The organism is Providencia sp. PROV004, assembly GCF_011045615.1.
GTDB lineage: Bacteria > Pseudomonadota > Gammaproteobacteria > Enterobacterales > Enterobacteriaceae > Providencia > Providencia rettgeri.
Genome location: NZ_CP042859.1, coordinates 3,877,353 through 3,895,303, shown reverse-complemented (window position 1 = coordinate 3,895,303; position 17,951 = coordinate 3,877,353). Strand labels below are relative to the sequence as shown.

19 protein-coding genes are annotated in these 17,951 nt (G+C 35.3%); 17 read left to right on the top strand and 2 right to left on the bottom strand.

Translation table 11 applies throughout. The features are described from left to right. Window positions 1-12 precede the first annotated feature (12 nt). The 7 genes from FVA69_RS17895 (at window position 13) to FVA69_RS17865 (ending at window position 3,471) form a co-directional block, all read left to right on the top strand. Window positions 13-705 (top strand): hypothetical protein, encoded by a 693-nt coding sequence (locus FVA69_RS17895; RefSeq protein ID WP_109912643.1) that lies wholly within the window; start codon window positions 13-15, stop codon window positions 703-705. A gap of 61 nt (window positions 706-766) precedes the next feature. Further along, window positions 767-1,195, top strand: a complete 429-nt coding sequence (locus FVA69_RS17890; protein ID WP_004907975.1) for a DMT family transporter — start codon at window positions 767-769, stop codon at window positions 1,193-1,195. A 21-nt stretch (window positions 1,196-1,216) separates the two neighbouring features. After that, entirely contained in the window at window positions 1,217-1,543 is a 327-nt protein-coding gene (locus FVA69_RS17885) for a DMT family transporter (RefSeq protein WP_004907976.1), read from the top strand. 195 nt (window positions 1,544-1,738) lie between these two features. After that, a complete protein-coding gene (locus tag FVA69_RS17880; RefSeq protein ID WP_164529187.1) occupies window positions 1,739-2,074 on the top strand; it encodes a tRNA-binding protein in 336 nt (111 codons plus the stop codon). Between the two features lie 74 nt (window positions 2,075-2,148). Further along, the gene (locus tag FVA69_RS17875) at window positions 2,149-2,391 is read left to right on the top strand and encodes a type II toxin-antitoxin system ParD family antitoxin (protein ID WP_004907981.1); all 243 of its coding nucleotides are present in this window, start codon (window positions 2,149-2,151) and stop codon (window positions 2,389-2,391) included. Then, window positions 2,384-2,689 (top strand): type II toxin-antitoxin system RelE/ParE family toxin, encoded by a 306-nt coding sequence (locus FVA69_RS17870; RefSeq protein ID WP_123382245.1) that lies wholly within the window; start codon window positions 2,384-2,386, stop codon window positions 2,687-2,689. The genes FVA69_RS17875 and FVA69_RS17870 overlap by 8 nt, the downstream gene beginning before the upstream one ends. An 80-nt stretch (window positions 2,690-2,769) precedes the next feature. After that, window positions 2,770-3,471, top strand: coding sequence for a helix-turn-helix domain-containing protein (locus tag FVA69_RS17865; RefSeq protein WP_164529186.1), 702 nt, complete (start codon window positions 2,770-2,772; stop codon window positions 3,469-3,471). Window positions 3,472-3,545: 74 nt separating this feature from the next. Here the strand turns inward: FVA69_RS17865 and FVA69_RS17860 are convergent, their stop codons facing one another. After that, complete coding sequence (locus FVA69_RS17860; RefSeq protein WP_115167987.1) at window positions 3,546-3,953, bottom strand: DUF2628 domain-containing protein; 408 nt, start codon at window positions 3,951-3,953, stop codon at window positions 3,546-3,548. A gap of 191 nt (window positions 3,954-4,144) precedes the next feature. Then, entirely contained in the window at window positions 4,145-4,525 is a 381-nt protein-coding gene (locus tag FVA69_RS17855) for a DUF1992 domain-containing protein (protein ID WP_004907989.1), read from the bottom strand. Window positions 4,526-4,982: 457 nt separating this feature from the next. Here FVA69_RS17855 and FVA69_RS17850 point away from each other — a divergent pair, with 457 nt between their 5' ends. The 10 genes from FVA69_RS17850 to FVA69_RS17805 all read left to right on the top strand — a co-directional run bounded on the left by FVA69_RS17850 (window position 4,983) and on the right by FVA69_RS17805 (window position 17,950). After that, entirely contained in the window at window positions 4,983-6,554 is a 1,572-nt protein-coding gene (locus FVA69_RS17850) for an AbgT family transporter (RefSeq protein ID WP_004907990.1), read from the top strand. Between the two features lie 674 nt (window positions 6,555-7,228). Beyond that, window positions 7,229-7,759, top strand: a complete 531-nt coding sequence (locus tag FVA69_RS17845) for a fimbrial protein (protein ID WP_109912640.1) — start codon at window positions 7,229-7,231, stop codon at window positions 7,757-7,759. Window positions 7,760-7,845: 86 nt separating this feature from the next. After that, window positions 7,846-10,320, top strand: a complete 2,475-nt coding sequence (locus FVA69_RS17840) for a fimbria/pilus outer membrane usher protein (protein ID WP_164529185.1) — start codon at window positions 7,846-7,848, stop codon at window positions 10,318-10,320. 23 nt (window positions 10,321-10,343) lie between these two features. Further along, window positions 10,344-11,078 carry a fimbrial biogenesis chaperone gene (locus FVA69_RS17835; protein WP_109912638.1) on the top strand — a complete coding sequence of 245 codons (735 nt, stop codon included), beginning with the start codon at window positions 10,344-10,346 and terminating at the stop codon, window positions 11,076-11,078. Next, complete coding sequence (locus FVA69_RS17830) at window positions 11,079-12,065, top strand: fimbrial protein (protein WP_164529184.1); 987 nt, start codon at window positions 11,079-11,081, stop codon at window positions 12,063-12,065. It begins immediately after the preceding gene. Window positions 12,066-12,573: 508 nt separating this feature from the next. Then, entirely contained in the window at window positions 12,574-12,876 is a 303-nt protein-coding gene (locus FVA69_RS17825) for a helix-turn-helix domain-containing protein (RefSeq protein ID WP_109912636.1), read from the top strand. Window positions 12,877-13,085: 209 nt separating this feature from the next. Beyond that, window positions 13,086-13,619, top strand: a complete 534-nt coding sequence (locus FVA69_RS17820) for a fimbrial protein (protein ID WP_004907996.1) — start codon at window positions 13,086-13,088, stop codon at window positions 13,617-13,619. 131 nt (window positions 13,620-13,750) lie between these two features. Then, window positions 13,751-16,231: a fimbria/pilus outer membrane usher protein gene (locus tag FVA69_RS17815; RefSeq protein WP_109912635.1), complete on the top strand. Its 2,481-nt coding sequence runs from the start codon at window positions 13,751-13,753 to the stop codon at window positions 16,229-16,231. 6 nt (window positions 16,232-16,237) lie between these two features. Further along, complete coding sequence (locus FVA69_RS17810) at window positions 16,238-16,963, top strand: fimbrial biogenesis chaperone (RefSeq protein WP_117162577.1); 726 nt, start codon at window positions 16,238-16,240, stop codon at window positions 16,961-16,963. A 3-nt stretch (window positions 16,964-16,966) separates the two neighbouring features. After that, complete coding sequence (locus tag FVA69_RS17805) at window positions 16,967-17,950, top strand: fimbrial protein (protein WP_109912633.1); 984 nt, start codon at window positions 16,967-16,969, stop codon at window positions 17,948-17,950. Window position 17,951: the final 1 nt, after the last annotated feature.

The following is a 17,951-nucleotide window of genomic DNA, read 5'->3' as shown; positions in this document are numbered from 1 at the left end:
GATGGTGGCAAAATGAACGAAAAACTGATTGAACAAATTGTGCAGCAAGTTTTACGTCAGTTAAAGCGACAAGTTTTGGTTGTGCTATCGCCAGTTGAGGGGTACCAGCAAGCCATTTACCAAAGGCTGGCACAGCTAGAGTCTGTGGCTTTTTCCTTTTATGCCACCGCATCCATGCTTCAGTCTTCCCAAGTTGAAAAATGGGCTGAACTGGGAAGTGTTATAAATAAAAACACCTTATCAATAAATGGGTTAAGTCATTATGACAGCCTGTTTTTACCTTTTATTGATGCAAAAGTAGTTGGTGAGATAGCCAATGGTTTGTTTGCCAGTGAAGAAAGTGAATTAGTCTTGTGTGCCTTATCACAAAACATGCCTATATTGGCATTGAAATACCATTGCTGCCCTGAAAGTGAATTAAGTCAGGTTTTAGGTTTAAATAAAAATGAAAATTATAATCGTCTGATTAAAGAAAATATTAGTAAGGCTATCAAGTTAGGTATTCATTTCGATTCATTAAATGAAATAGAAAAGAAAATATCAACGAATGAACTTTCTGAATGTTTAAAACCTGAAATAAATAATGAACACCCAAGTCGCTATATTACTTTAAAAGAAGTAATGAATAACCCTAGGGGGTACTGTGCGAATGAAAATAAATTAACGGATTCAGCAATCGATTATTTAAAGTCTCTTAAAAAATAAAGCTATTTAATCAAATTAAAAATTAATTTTAATCTTTCTATTTATCGTAGGAGTATTATCTATGTCCCCTAAAGCAAAATCATGGCTTTGGATGCTGGCGGTTATTATTTCTGAAACCTCAGCCACATCGACCTTAAAAATGTTTGATAACAGTGAAGGTATGACCAAATCATTATTATTAGCATTAATCGTTGTACTGTATGTTATTTGTTATTACTCACTCTCTCGCGCAGTAAAATATATCCCTGTTGGTTTAGCTTATGCTACATGGTCAGGTACAGGAATTTTAATGGTTTCTACGCTGGGCATGTTGTTTTATGGTCAACATCCAGATACTGCGGCCATAATTGGAATGGTGGTGATTGCAAGTGGTATTGTGATCATGAATCTATTCTCCAAGATGGGCTCAGATGACCCAGAAGAAACAGAATCATCGAAAGATGAAACTGAGTCTTCATTAATATCCGCAAAAAATAACACTGCTCATTAAATCAACGCTAAGGGGAATATTATGTTTACTGGATTTTTATGGTTAGCGCTTTCTATTGGCTCTGAAATAACGGGCACCTCAATGATTAAAAAGACTAATAGCTTTAGCAAATTAGGTCCATCGGTATTAGTTATTATTGCTTATTGTTTATGCTATTTTGCCTTAACTCGTGCAATGGGTTATATCCCCGTCGGTGTGGCGTATTCACTGTGGTGTGGGTTTGGTATTGTCGGTGTAACTTTAGTTTCTATGATTTTATATAAACAAAAACCGGATTTTCCAGCGGTATTTGCGATGGGATTAATTATCTCTGGTGGGATCATTATGAATACATTTTCAACAATGTAATTAACAAGAAATTTTTATTTCAACCTATTTCCTGTCTTGTATCTTTTGCCCTCAATTTCTAATGAGGGCTATTTTTTGCTTATCTTCTTAACTCATGATGGTCTGGCTACATAAAATGACGTTTTGGCGATAAAAAGCCAAATCTGTTATATGTTAATTTATTACACATAAGCAATTTAATTCAGGAATAAATTTATGCAAATTATTGAATGGGATGATTTTACTCGTGTTGAAATGCGTGTGGGTACCATTGTTAGTGCACAAATTAACAGTAAAGCCAAAAAACCAGCTTATGTGATGGAAGTCGACCTAGGAGAATTGGGTATCAAGCGCTCAAGCGCACAGATCACCGTCAATTATACGCCAGAAGATTTGATTGGTAAGCGAGTGCTATGCGTGTGTAACTTTGAGGTCAAGCGGATAGCCGGGATCAAATCCGAAGTATTAATTACTGGGGCGCCCGATGAAACGGGGGCTATTGTTCTTGCAGAGTTTAACTTACCTTTGCCGAATGGTGCGCTTCTAGCCTAATGACTACATGGATTGATTTTATAGCGATAACCCACTAAAATATTTGTGTTAATAATTAACACAAAGGTGATCCTATGGCTCGTACCACAAGTGTGACAATCGGAGCGCAATTAGATGAATTTGTAAATCAACTGATTTCGTCTGGAAGGTATGGCTCAACAAGTGAAGTCGTTCGCTCCGCACTGCGTTTACTTGAAGCTCAAGAAAAACAAACGGCAGCATTAAAGATGCTAATTGATGCCGGTGAAAAAAGCGGTGAATCATCATTAACACTCCACGATATCGCCAAGAAAGTGAAGAATGCACATAATGTATAAACTTTCTAACTTAGCCGCTAAAGATTTTGAAGGAATATTTGAATATACTTTAATCAATTTTGGTGTCAGGAAAGCGGATGAGTATACAAAAAGTTTACATTGCGTATTAGAAATGCTTAGCTCCAATCCTTTGATAGGACTGGAGTGTGCGGAAATTTCAGTGGAAATTAGACGTTATAATCATTCTAAGCATGTCATTTTTTATCGACATAGAACCAACGATATCTTTGTTATACGTGTTCTTCACCAGCAAATGGAACCGCTGAAACACTTCTATTTTGATGAATTTGCTAAATAGGCTGGTCACTTCTTCTATAGCTATATTGCTGCCAATAGCCCTATACTCTTACTATTCATTGACTGTGGGAGTATAACCCTTTGAGATTGCCTGAGCTTCATTTTCGCCAATATTCGAACGAAGTCATTTCTCATCAACATGATGGGCAGTGGCAAGTTATTCTGTCGTTATCTGGGCAAATGGAAATCAATATGTATCGCCAGCATTTTTTACTCAATGCAGGCAAGGGGATGGTGATCCCGCCAAGTGTTAATCACGCTTTTAGTGGACAGGTAGGCAATCAAAATTATGTATTAGAAATGCCAGCCACAGCACAATGGGCATTAAGTGAAAAAATGACGGAATTTACTCTGACACCTGCCGCAGTCGGTCTTTTGAATTGGCTGCAAAGTTTTCCACAAGCTCCCGAACATAATTTTACTGTTGCCCGTTTGTTATTGGCCCAGTTAAAACCTGAAAAAAAATGGATTGATGAAGTTTCTCAATGGGTGGAGCTGCGTTTACATCATCCTATTAGTTGTGAAGATATGGCGACCGCTTTTTGTATGTCAGTGAGTACGCTTCAACGAAAAATAAAGGCAGAAGCACAATTAACTGCGATGCAATTTTTATTACAAAAACGTATGGAAGCGGCAGGGAGCTTGTTATTAACCAACACATCAATAGAACAAATTGCATTAGCAGTGGGTTATGACTCACATTCCTCATTTAGTCACGCATTTCGCCAATTTTATGGCAAAACGCCGAATGAATATCGTTTGCAGAGTGTTAATTTAGAGTAGCTATTTATTCTAAATTTTATTTTACGGTAAAAATTAGCTGCCTTGCCAGCAGCCAACTTTGATTTGATCGTCACTTAAAGCATTCGGATCCCTTCAAACGGATTCCAATTATCCAATCCTTTGGTTTCTTTAATATAATAAGCATAGTTAGCAATCATTGCCCACATTGCGGACATACCGACAGATACCCCGGTATAAACTGCATTTGGGATAGTTCCACCAATCATAAAATCAATAATATTCAAAACCAGACCAACCCCAATAGTGATACCAAGCATCACTAACCCTTTTTTCCAAAGTCCTAAAATCAGGAAATAAATAATACCGAAGAAGAAAGCAAAAATGTTCATGTTAATGAGAATACGCTCACCGAAAGAGGCGGCTTTTAACGCTGCTTTGAATTCAGGTGTATTAGGTGCACCATACTTATCAAAGAAATCAAAACGTTTTTGCCATTTACTAGAATATTGTTTCTGTTCCATCTTTATCCCTTGTCTATTAATAATAAAGTCGAGGTTGATAATACTGAGATGTTCACATAAATATAGGGGGAAATAGTCTTAATATGATTATTGCGGAGCTTTCTTAAAAAAGTGTTAAGAAACTATAGAAAATGGCAAATTACTCGTATATTTACTCGGTTACTATTTGACATAAGTTTATTTGCTATTTGCTATTTGCTATTTGGTTTATTATTTATTTGTTCAGAAATTGAATCTGCATAATTACCATGTAAAAAATCGGTATTGACATTGGCTTGCTTGAGCTTTAATTCAAGCAAAGCCAGCTGTTTACTCATTGATGTATAATTTGGGTCATCCACTGATAGGCTTTGTAACATGTGGCTAAGTGTCAGTGCATCTTTTCTTTGCTGTAATTCTGCGGGTAAATAACCTGAATTTTTCAATATCCGATATCCAGCCCTGAGTTCAGGCGGAACCAGGCTATCATCTTCAAGCTGCAAAGCTTTACCTTCCCCTGCTAAATTTGTAAGTTCTCCTCTGCTTAGTGCTTCTTGTATGTGGCGTTCAGCCCAAAGGTCGATAACTGACATTATAGAGGCTCCATGAGTTAATTTTCTGACATTATAACCTTCCATGACAGTGTAAATAAAGTTGGCATATTATGCTTTATTAGGTTTGTTATTCCGAGTTATAAGTAAGGTTTTATCGAGTATTGATAAATAAGGGTTTTCCGATTTATATAAAATAAAACCGCTAAAAAATGATATTTAATTAGTGATAAATGACGAAAAAAAGCCATAGATAATATGAAAATTGTTATGTTGACCACACTTATCGAAATTAATTTACTAAAACTATTTTGGTTGTAATTATCTTCTTTAGCTAAATTAATGATATTAATAGCTGATAAAATGGAGTTAGTCCGAATTATGTTGAATTTTATGTCTGATTTGTGTGTATTTTGTTAATTTAGAATTATCTATTTGTAAATAGCAAAAAGCAAAAACATTGTGTAATGTCCGTTTTTCTTGTTTATAAGGAGAAAATATGGAACAAAAAAAGCAAGAGGGAAGCCGTTTTTTAAGAACGGTTGAGTGGCTAGGCAATGCTCTACCACATCCTGTTATTTTATTTATTATTTTAATTGCGATTTTATTAGTTTCCTCGGCAATTGGTCAGTACTTCGGTGTCAGCGTGCCAGACCCTCGTCCCGAAGGTGCAAAAGGGCGCGCAGAAGATGGTATTATTCATATTGTGAGTTTATTGGATGCCGAAGGGATCCGAAAAATTATTGCGAATGTCGTCACTAATTTTACAGGCTTTGCACCGTTAGGAACGGTACTCGTCGCATTATTAGGGGTGGGGATTGCTGAACGAGCAGGTTTACTTTCCGCTGCCATGCGTTTGGTTGTCACCAAAGCCCCTCGAAAATTAACCACAATGGCGATCGTGTTTGCTGGGATCATGTCAAATACCGCGGCAGAGTTAGGTTATGTGGTACTTATTCCGCTCGCAGCTATCATTTTTCATTCATTAGGTCGTCACCCTTTAGCCGGCCTTGCTGCGGCATTTGCTGGTGTTTCCGGAGGTTATTCAGCAAACTTATTATTAGGCACGGTTGACCCGTTATTGTCGGGTATCACTCAACAAGCCGCACAAATCATTGATCCAACTTATATCGTGGGTGCAGAAGCAAACTGGTACTTTATGTTTGCCAGTACGTTTTTAATCACTATTTTAGGTTATTTGATCACTGAAAAAATTGTTGAGCCACAACTTGGCCCATACACCGGCGGTGCAGTAGATGATGATGAAAATAGCCTCTATGCCTCGGCAAATGTCACTCCGTTAGAGAAAAAAGCCTTATTTTGGGCATCTGTGACTTTTTGGGGATTGGCAGCACTTTTGGCGTTAATGGTAGTACCAGAAAATGGAATATTACGTAACCAAGACACTGGGTTAGTGAGTAACTCGCCGTTCTTAAAAGGGATAGTGGTCTTTATTTTTGTCTTCTTTGCTGTCCCCGGTATTGTGTATGGCTATATTGCTAAAACCATGCGCTCTGATAAGGATATCGTGGATGCAATGGCTGGCGCAATGAGCACGCTTGGCTTATATTTGGTTATTATTTTCTTTGCTGCGCAATTTGTGGCTTTCTTTGGTTGGACAAACATCGGGCAAGTTATTGCGGTTAAAGGTGCCAACTTCTTAAATAGTATTGACCTTCATGGTGGTGTACTGTTTATTGGCTTTATTCTTATCTGCGCATTTATTAACTTAATGATTGGCTCTGCATCCGCACAATGGGCTGTCACAGCACCTATCTTCGTACCTATGTTGATGTTGGCGGGCTACGCGCCAGAAACTATTCAAGCCGCGTATCGTATCGGTGACTCGGTCACGAACATTATTACGCCGATGATGAGTTACTTTGGCTTAATTATGGCGATTGTTGTGAAATATAAGAAGGATGCAGGAATAGGAACATTAGTTTCAATGATGTTGCCATATTCAATTATTTTCCTGATCGGCTGGTCATTATTCTTTATTGTCTGGGTATTTGTGTTGGGCATCCCTGTCGGCCCTGGCTCACCAATTTATTTCACGCCGGGAAGTTAAGTACAGTTTATTTTCTTTATATAAAACTAAAAAAGCTGCTTATTAAGGCAGCTTTTTTTATGATTAAGATAAAATGTCAGTATCTCATTCTATTAATTGATTTTTTACTTTTATTTTCACATAAAAAAGAGGATGAACGAGTTTTTTTGCGAAAATAGCTTAAAGTAAATTATAAAAGAGGGTGTATTGAAATATTTAATAATAATTTAGCTTATTGTTTTATAAATGATTTATTTATATGTGGATGGATTGATACTTTATTTTTTATTGAATTGGTAACAGAACCTTGAATGGATGTAAATAAATGTCTCTATAAGTGCATTTTAAGAGTATTTATGATGTTTTAGTTTGTGTTTTTTCTTTTTTTTATTTAAATTCTTTTGTTTTTATTTATATCAACATTTAATTCCTTTTATTTTTAATCTCTCAGTTTTTAATTCTGTGTTATTCGTGTTTTTTTATGTGACCATCAGGATTTTAACTTTAAATTGGAAGGGGGTAAATTCATTATTTATTAAATTTCAATTAGTTATGGTGGTTATGTTTGGTTACACTCTACAAGTTAAATACACATTTCAGTTGTATCGTTTAACTCGAATGCTGAGTATTATTCATCTCGTTCAGAAATTAAATAAATCCCTAGAAATTAATTATTAACTAATAAGGTATGCAAGATGAATAAAACATTAATCGCAGTTTTCTTGGCACTAACAACAACTTCTATTTCTACAATGGCTGCGGATGCTGGTTCAGGTAAAATTACATTTAAAGGTACAGTTAATAGTGGTGCATGTACTATCGCACCTTCAGATATAAATAAAGAAGTTCAATTAGGTAGTATTTCAGCTGCAAACTTAGGAGCTGCAGGTAAAACAGGTCCACTAAATGCTTTTGAATTAAAATTACAAGATTGCCAGTTAGATTCAGGTACACCAGGAACGCCTTATTCTAAAGTTAAAATTGCATTTAATGGACAACCAGATGCAACTAAATCAACTTTATGGGCAAATACAGGTAGTGCAGATAATATTGCCGTAGCATTCTTTAATAATGATGGAAAAGCAATCAAACCTGGTGATGTTTTAGAGCAAAAATTAAAAGAAGCAGAAACAACAATTATTTTATCTGCCCAAGTAGAATCAACAGGTGCAGCGACAGCCGGTAGTATTAATTCTGTTGCGAACTATGTATTAAGCTACGAGTAATATCATCTTTATTTACTTGCTAATTGCTTTACGCCGTTTTGGCGTAAAGCATTTTCTCTGCATTTTTTAATTAAAAGAGTGAAATCATGTATTTTAAGAAAAAAAATATTTGTTATATCATTTCACTTCTTGTATGTGGTGGATACTCTAATGCAGAAACATTTAATATAAATGCACTGAATTTATCTGTTGATGATAATATTGACTTAAGCTATTTTGAAAAAAATAACTTTAGTGAAGGTTTGTATGAAACAGATATTGTTTTAAATGGAAAGAGAATTTTACGTGGCGAAAAAATTAAATTTATTAGCCATGATGGAATAATTGAACCTTGTATTACAGCGAGTGTTATTAAACGCTTTCCATTAACTGAAGATGCAAAAGAAATATTACTATCTTCGGAAGAAGACCATTGTATCAATATTAGTGCGTTGGATAAAAATGTCACTGTCGATTTTAATGACAGCGATCAAGTTCTGACAATCTCTATTCCACAAAAATACCTTGTAGCGGTGTATTCATCTTGGATTAGTCCTGAGCTACGTGACTACGGTATTGCTGGTTTAATTTTAGATTATACGGTTAGTGATAATAATTTTTACCGAAAAGATTCTGGTAATCGTAATAACCTCAGCGCATTTGGTAATGTGGGTGCTAACCTTGCTGAGTGGCGTTTACGTGCGAATTATCAATATGAAAATAAGCTAGTTGACAGCAGTAATGATAAAAAAAGCCGCTTTGAATGGGAGCAAATTTATGCATTCAGAGATATGGCGAGTTTATCGGCAAAATTATTTGTCGGCGAGATTTATATTAAATCTGATTTGTTTGATAGTGTACGCTTTAAAGGGATCAGTGTCTTTACTGACGAAAGTATGATGCCACCTAACCTCCGAGGGTATGCACCGCAAATAACTGGTGTTGCAGCATCGAATGCGACCGTGACTTTATCTCAAAATGGGCGAATTATTAGCCAAATTAAAGTACCCGCAGGGCCTTTTGTTATTAAAGATTTGAGCCAGTCTGTGATGGGTACAATTGATGTTACTGTGATTGAAGATAATGGTAAAGAAACCAGGTTCCAATACACTACCACGAATATTCCATTTTTGACCCGTAAAGGCCAAGTGCGCTATACCATGAATTTAGGGCAACTTTCGCTAGAAAATAATGAAAATATCGATAAGAATTTTATAACAGTTGAAAGTTCTATCGGGGTTCTCAACAACACTTCAGTGTTTGGTGGCTTGGTTGCTACATCAAACAATCAATATCGAGCAATCAACCTTGGTGTTGGTCAAAACTTAGGTTTCTTAGGTGCTCTTTCTATTGATGTAACTCAATCATATGCCGATGTGGGTACAAGAGAAACAGGAAAGAGCTATCGTATTAATTACGCTAAAAATTTACCGAGTATTGATGGGCAATTAACTTTAACTGGTTACCGCTTTGCTGACCGTACATTTAATTCATTATCTAATTTTGTTGAAAAGAACTTTAGTGATAACTCGCAAGGTGAATTGGATAAAGATAAACATGTATTTTCACTGTCATATGCACAGCAATTACATTTTATGAATGCGAGTGCGAATATTACAGCATCACGCAAAACCTATTGGAACGGCAAACAAAATAACTATTTTAGCATTGGATTAAATAAATTCTTTGATGAAGGAATTATGAAAGGAGGGAGCGTTTCTTTATCTTTAAATCAATCGCGTAACTCCCGTGATAAAACAGATAATCAAATTTATTTATCGGTAAGTCGGCCATTACAGACTGAAAGCCAAAATGCCTCAATCTCTTACTTTGCTTCTTATAGTGATCAAGATAAGCGCTATACTAATAATGTCAACTACAGTAATTATGTGAATAAAGATACAAACTATAACCTGACAGCATCAACTCAAGACGGTTTATCTCAAGGAAGTGTGAATGCGTTTATTTCACACAGTGGTGATACAGGGCAGTTGCAAATGAGTGGGGCATTATCCGACTCAATGAATTCAGCGAGTATTATGGTGAGTGGTTCAATCACAGCGACTCAACATGGTATTTCCGCGCATCGATTAACATATCGTGACCAATCTCGCTTAGTGGTTGATGTCCCTAAAGCGAAAGGTGTCATCATTGAAAATAGCCATGCCATCACCAATGACCTTGGGTTAGCGACCATCAGTAATGTACCGACTTATTACAATATGGAATATAAAGTGGATGTTAACAACTTGCCGGATACTGTTAACGTTGAAGATAACGTTTTAGAAACGGCACTGACGGATGGCGCTATTGGTTATATCAAAATGGATGCTGACATCGGCAAATCATTAATTTCACGGATTAAATTGGCGAATGGCCAATACCCACCACTAGGCGCAGTGGTGACAAATACCTCGAATAATAAAGTTTCTGGGATCATTGCAGAATCCGGTATTGTTTACTTAACAGGGTTAAATATGGGCGACCAGTTAAGTATCAACTGGGGAGAAGGAAAGTCATGCAGCTTCTCTGCCGACAGTATTCTGGTAAAAAGCAGTGATGCCATCATGTGCAATCAGTAAAATAACGAAAAAATGGGTGAAAAATGACATTCTTTAAAAAGGTAATTTCGGTTGTTTTATTATCTGGCGTAATGACGCAAGCCCACGCAGTATTAGGGCTTGACCGGACTCGTATTATTTTGAATCAAGCGGATGGCGGTACGAGTGTAGTTGTTGATAACCAAGATAAAACATCATCATTTTTAGCGCAGACATGGATAGAAACCGCCAAAGGCGATAAATTAACAAACTCTTTAGTGGCACTACCCTTTTTACAGAAAATAGGGCCGCTACAGAAAAAACAAATTAAAATTACGCATATGGAAGGGCTGAACACCTTACCGCAAGATAGAGAAAGTTTATTATATTTCAATGTTCTTGGAATCCCACCACAAGGCAAAGAAGCGAATGTGGTGCAGTTTACCATCCAATCACGGTTGAAACTGTTCTATCGCCCAAAAGGAATTAATTACCCATTATCTGCCGATAAAGATTTTCAACAGGATCTTAAAGTCGCTAAGCAAGGGGGAAGCTTAAAATTAACTAATCCAACACCATTTAATATTATTGTTACGAATATTAATGTGGATAGAAGCAAGGATAACCAATTTCCAGAAACTGTTGTTGCGCCTTTCAGTGATGCAGTTGTCACATTAAAAAACGCATCTTTAAACAGTTTTGAGGTTGCTTATATTGATGACTTTGGCGGATTAAAATTTAATAAATACCAATGTGATTCATCACAATCTTGCCAGTTATTGCCACAGGCGAAAAAATAAATGAAAAGCTTTAATCATACAAAAAAAGATCACAAGAAAAGACTGATTAAAGGCATATTAGGGTCTTTATTATTACTCTCAGGAGCGTCGTCTTATGCGGGGGTAAATTGTAAACCTGGCAGCGGGAATGCCTGGTTTCCTCTACCTTTGATATCGATTGATATGAATACAACTCCTGGTCCTATTCCTACAGGCACTGAGTTAGGCAGTGGACGCTCGATGATGGCATGGGAATGTAATTTTTCGGGGTCTGTAGCTGATAGAACGATTTGGTTTTATAACCAAACGCCAGCCCAGACTAAGGCATATCTCTTATCTAGTGGTATTCAGGTTTATCAACATTCTTATAGCCTTAGCAAGGTTGTTGAGATCACGGCACCGAACACACCGCGTTTAGAAGTAGGTTATTGGGGGGTAGGTACGCAAAATATTGGGTTATGGCATGTGTTTACGCTAAAAAGAGGATATGGTGAGCTAAAATCTTTTGATACAGGAAATTTTGTTATTGGTTATCATACAGATGGAGTAGGGAAACGTATAGGAGACTTATATACTATCCGTCTAGTTGGGAAGTTGGTTAATTATTGTCCCACTCCGATAGTAACAATGAGCGATAAAGTCGTTGATTTTAAAGAGCTTACTACTGAGCAATTCAATAATGGTAAAACGGTTAAAGAGAATTTTAATATCACGTTAACGCCTATTTCTACTTGTGAAGCGGCACTTGAAGTTAGCGTGGCTTTTCAAAGTAACAGTGGTGTTGTGAATAAAAAATATTTGATGTTTGACAATGGGTTACAAATTGCAATTACGGATAAAAATTTAGGACAGGAAATCAACTTTGACCAGTATTACTATAAAGGTCAAATTTCTCAGCAACGACCTGGAAACTACCAATATACTGCTGAATTATCGAATAAAAGTAATGATCCAATTAAATCAGGACAATTTAGTAATACTGTAAATGTATTATTTTCATACCGTTAACGTTACCTCATTTTATTTCATGAAAGCTCATCATATTGAATATGATGGGCTTTTTTGTTTTCATGCTTTCAATCAATTTAGTCATTTATAGCTTTAAGTCTTATTATTTTATAGATGTATGTTTCACTCTATCTTGGGGATATAAAATTCCATTAAAAAGAAAATGTTAACGTCAGGTTAATTAATAACATTTTACATTGAAGATTTTTTAGATAAAAAAACTGTATTTTTAAAATATATGAGATAAGTAACTATATTTAGTGATGGTGTTTACCCGAAAAATGACGAGTTCGCTAGATAATGTTTCATAAACCTTACTTATATTAAGGGTAAATCATATATTAATAGTCAAAAATCAGAGATTTTAATAAATAAAATTAATGTTTGGTTTTATTTATTACTCGTATGTGAGTTTGTTATTTTTATTTTATTTAATTAGTATTGCTCGCAGTTAGTTATTCTTATGTTATTCAGTATCTACTTTGTATTTTTCAGAAAGGAAATAAAAATGGCAGCTAGATATCCTATTGCCAAAATAGTAGGGAGCAGAATAAAGAAGCTTAGAAGGGAGTATGGGCTAACGGGAACTGAAGTGGCAATGGCTTTGAATGTTAGTCAACAACAGTTTTCTCGCTATGAACGAGGTATTAACAGAATAGATATCGATTCATTAGTTATGATTGCAGACTTCCTTAAAGTCAGTGTTCATTATTTCCTTGAAGATATAGAACAATCAAATAGCTGGACCTCTGAATATAATTCATTATTGAGTCATGGTTTTTATTCAAAAAATAAAAAAAACGAAGGTTAGTGCTTGTTTTAAGGATCTCCTTATATTTACGGTTCATGTTAGTAGTTATATTACTTCACATGTTATCGGACATCTCAAGTCATTAAAATAATGATATGAATAAAGTTAACTGAATTCTAGTTATATCAATAATACTATTGGTATGGCTGTGTACCAACTAAGGTATTTCCTTAGTATATATTAATAATATCATGAAATAAGGGTTTAAAATGAAAAAGACGCTATTAGCATCTTCAATTATCGCATTAACATTCACTGCTGCATCAACTTCATTCGCTGCGGATGTAGGAAGTGGTACTATTGAATTTAATGGTACAGTGAATACTGGTGCTTGTACTATTGCACCTTCTTCTGTTAATAAAGAAGTTCAATTAGGTTCTGTTCCAGCGGCATCATTACAAACAGCTGGTTCACAAGGTCCAAATGTTGATTTTACATTAGAATTAACAGATTGTATTTTGGACCCTACTGCAAGTGGTACTGATTATTCTAAGGTAACAGTTAAATTCACGGGCCAAATGGATGCTGCAGGCACCTTATGGGCAAATACTGGTACTGCTACCAATGTTGGTGTGTTATTCCAAAATGCAAGTGGAACAAATTTAAAAACAAATGATACTGTTGAGCAAAGCTTAAATGCAGGGACAAATGTTATTAATTTATCTGCTCGTATGCAGGCATTAGGTGCAGCTACAGCCGGTTCTGTTAAATCTACAGTCGCTTACGTTTTAGATTACCAATAAGTATTAATATAAAAATATTAAAAAAACAATAAATCTTATATTTGCTGATTATGCTGTGTATAGCAATTGCTTCACAGCATTTTCAGTTATATGAGTTCATTCAATAAATCCATTATAGAATATTGCGGCTAATGAAAAAGAACAATTTTAATAAAAACATAGTGACTAGTTTAGTATCTAGTTTATTGTTTTACACTTACTATGTTAATGCGGATTCTGTTCAATTTAATGAAGACGCATTATCTATTTTGGGTAATACTAATATAGATCTAAGTGCATTTGAGAAAAATAAAATTAGTGAAGGTTCTTATTTTTCTAATGTATCGGTAAATGGTCGAAGAATTAATTATTTTGATCAAATAAATTTTTTAAAAAAAGATGAAAAGATACAACCTTGTATTTCTAGAAGCTTAGTAGAAGTTATTGGGTTAAAAGAAGATTTTATTAAAGAAGTGCCTACATGGGGAAATGGTCAGTGTTATGATCTTACATCACAGGATCAAAACATTCAGGCTAGATTCGATGATGAAAAGCAAGAGTTAATGCTTTCAATACCTCAAGCTTACTTTCAGTATTCTGATGACAATTGGGTTCCGCCTATGCAGCGGGAAGTTGGGGTTAATGCGCTCGTCTTGGATTACAACCTTGTTGAAAACTATATTAAATATAAGAATACTCGAGATATTAATAATTTTAGCTCATTCGGTTCTGTTGGTGCGAATGTAGGGCGTTGGCGTGTCCGCAGTAATTATCAATACCAAAAAGATTTTAATGATAATAAAAATGATAATTTTAAATGGGTACAAACTTATTTATTTACAGATTTACCTAGCTTATCTGCAAAATTTTTTGCGGGTAAATATTATACAGTAAGCAATGTATTTGATTCTGTACGTTTTAACGGTGTTAGTGTCTTTACTGATGAGAACATGTTACCGGCTTCTCTAAGAGGGTATGCACCGAGTGTCACAGGAACCGCGACAAGTAATGCGACGGTTACTATCTCGCAAAATGGACGTATCTTGAATCAAATGAAAGTGGCACCAGGGCCTTTTTCAATTGATAATTTAAGTTCCTCTTTATCGGGGGCTCTTGATGTTAAAATTACAGAGGAAGACGGCTCTATACGTGAGTACCAAGTTTCCTCGACTAATATTCCATTTTTAACACGCCCAGGCATGGTGCAATATAAACTAAATGCAGGTCGGTTAGACCCAATGGGATATAAAAACATTAATGATGATTTTATATCAACTGAAGCCTCTTGGGGGATCCTCAACAATTTGTCTATTTTTGGTGGTGTTTTCGCAACCTCTAATGATGAATACCATGCCTATAATGCGGGTGTTGGGGTAAATATGGAACGCTTTGGTGCAATATCTTTTGATATTACACAGTCGAGAAACCAACTACAGGATATCTTTTTACATACTGGTGAAAGTTACCGTATTAATTATGCAAAACGTTTTTCAAATTCGAGTCGACTGGATTTAACAGGGTATCAGTTTTCTAACGAAGGCTTTATGTCAGTGAATGACTATATTAGTTTAAAAGAAACTCCGTTAACACCACATTATCGGCAGAAAAATGTATTTACGACTTCTTTTACACAACAACTCCCTGATATACAGGCTGATATAAGTTTAAGTTACTCGCGGGAAAGTTATTGGAAAGAATCAAAAAATAACAATACTCTTAATTTATCGTTTAATAAAACAATTAACACAAGTTTTATAAATAATGCGATTTTATCATTATCGGTCGGTGAAAGTAGTTACGTAAAAGGTAAGCGCTCTAAGCAAGCATACCTTTCGTTAAGCGTCCCATTTGGTGGTGAAAGAAATTCTCGGATTCAATACTTTAGTTCTTATAATGATATTGATAAGAAATATAATAGTAATATTAATTACAATTCTAAAATTAATGATAATAACGTTAGTTTAGGTTTATCAAGTAAAGACTTTTTTGAAAATGCAACAATGAATGCATCCGTTTATCGTGACACGCAATATGGTACTGCACAACTAACGGGTTCCTATGGCGAAGACTACCATACATTAAGTGGTTCTCTAGACGGCTCTTTGACCATTACCAGTCAAGGCCCAGTCTTACACCGACGAGTTTATGATAACCAAGCTCGTATGGTTATTGATACAGATAAGGCTAAAGGGGTATCAATTAATAAAAATGAATCAGTCACGAATGGGTTTGGTTTAGCCGCAATTAGTAATGTTCCAACCTATTATAGGTCGACCCAGTATGTGGATCTTAATAATGTACCAGACAATGTCAGCATTGATGACAGCGTGATTGAATCAAATTTAACTGATGGTGCGGTTGGTTATTCAAAACTCAATACATTAGTGGGTGAAAAAGCGTTAGTCACAATTAAATTCCCTGACGGCAATACGCCTCCATTTGGTGCTTTAGTTTACGGCTCTGATAATAAAAATGTATTGGGAATGATTGCAGAGGAAGGGCAAGTTTATTTAACGGGCTTCCAGCCAGACCAACAATTAATAGTTAAATGGAGTGGTGACCAGTCATGTCGAATTATGCTAGGTAAACAAAGTCATTTAACCAGTAAAAATATAACCTGTAATAAAGAATAGAAAATTATGAAAAAACTTAAATTAATAATGAGTGCTTTAATTTTAATTAGCACATACACACATGCATCAATTTCTGTTGACCGTACTCGCGTTATTTATGATGAAGCAAGTAAAGGTGTTAGCGTTGTGATTGAAAATATTGATAAAAAAGATCCTTATTTAGTCCAGTCATGGATCGAAAATGAAAATGGCGAAAAAATTTCAGAACCACTGATTGCTTTGCCTTTATTACAACGTGTTGAAGCAAATCAAAAGAAGCAGGTTAGAATTAGTTTATCAAAAAATGATGTGAAAATACCGAACAACCAAGAGTCATTATTTTATTTTAATGTCTTGGGTATTCCACCGAAAACTAAGCTAGAAAATGCAGTTGAAATTGTTATTCAATCACGTTTTAAATTATTTTATCGCCCGAGTGAATTGAAAAAATACCCTAATAATGATTGGCAAAAAGAGTTGAAAGCGGAGAAAGTGGGAAAATCATTAAAATTAACTAACCCGACTCCCTATCACATTGTTGTGATTAATGTTAATGATAATGAATCTAAAGTTCCTGATTTTAAAGAAATTGTTGTGAAGCCAAATAGCAATGCAACATATTTACTATCAGATAAACAAGTGAAATCACCAAAAATGATTGTGACTTATATTGATGATTATGGGACACCAAACTTATTGAAATATACATGTAATACAACTTGTTCCTTGTCAAATGAAAAGGATAAGAGGTAAGTTATGTTAATTTTGAAAAAAATAAATGCATTCGCTATATTATCTTTATTTTTGCTCAGTTTTCAATCAGTAGCTGCTGTTAATAATTGTGTGCCGAGTTCAGGAGCTACATCTATAGAACAAGAATTAACCTTTGATATTGCAAATAGTAGTGCTTCAATTCCAAATGGTACCTTATTGACATCAGCAATGAGCTCATATATATCAATGAGATGTGAGTTTACTGGTTCATCAAGTACAACTAATGCTGTTTACTTTAAAAATACAATGCCGAATGCAATTAAAACATTGTTGATTAATAGTGGTGTCAGTGTGACACAACAAAATGCAATTTCATCGCCTAATCCAGTAACGATAACTAATCCAACTGTTCCAAATATTTATTTAGGGTATTGGAGTCAACCAGAGACAGGAATTACACGTAATATTGCTTTCATGTATAACTTCTATGTTTATAAGGGGGCTAATGCTCTTAAACCTTTTGATACTGGGTTATTTTTATTAGGAACTCATGTGGATTATTTAGGCAAGGATTTAGGTGGACCAACTTATGTGCGAATTAAAGGTAACTTAACCTTACTCTGCCCTGCGCCGGCGGTGAATATTACGGCTTCTAATGGGGGGAGTGTAAACTTTGACACGATTTCACCTAAACAAATGAATGCGGGAGATGTGGTTAGCCGAACTTTTAATTTAGGTATGTCAGTGCCACAGGACTGCGAGACAGGGCTGAATATATCAGTTCGTTTTGAACCAAATAATAATACGGTGCTAGGCGGAAAATATCTCGATATGGGTAATGGATTACAAACACTATTAACCCGTAATTCAACTGATATTAACTATAATGAAAGTTACAGTATTGGCGAAATCATGCCACAATCACCGATTAGTGTCCCTTTTACTGCGACATTAAGCAAGATAGCAGGTAGCACCATCGCTTCAGGTCCGTTTTCTAAAACAGTTCGAGTTGTTGTTTCATATTAAG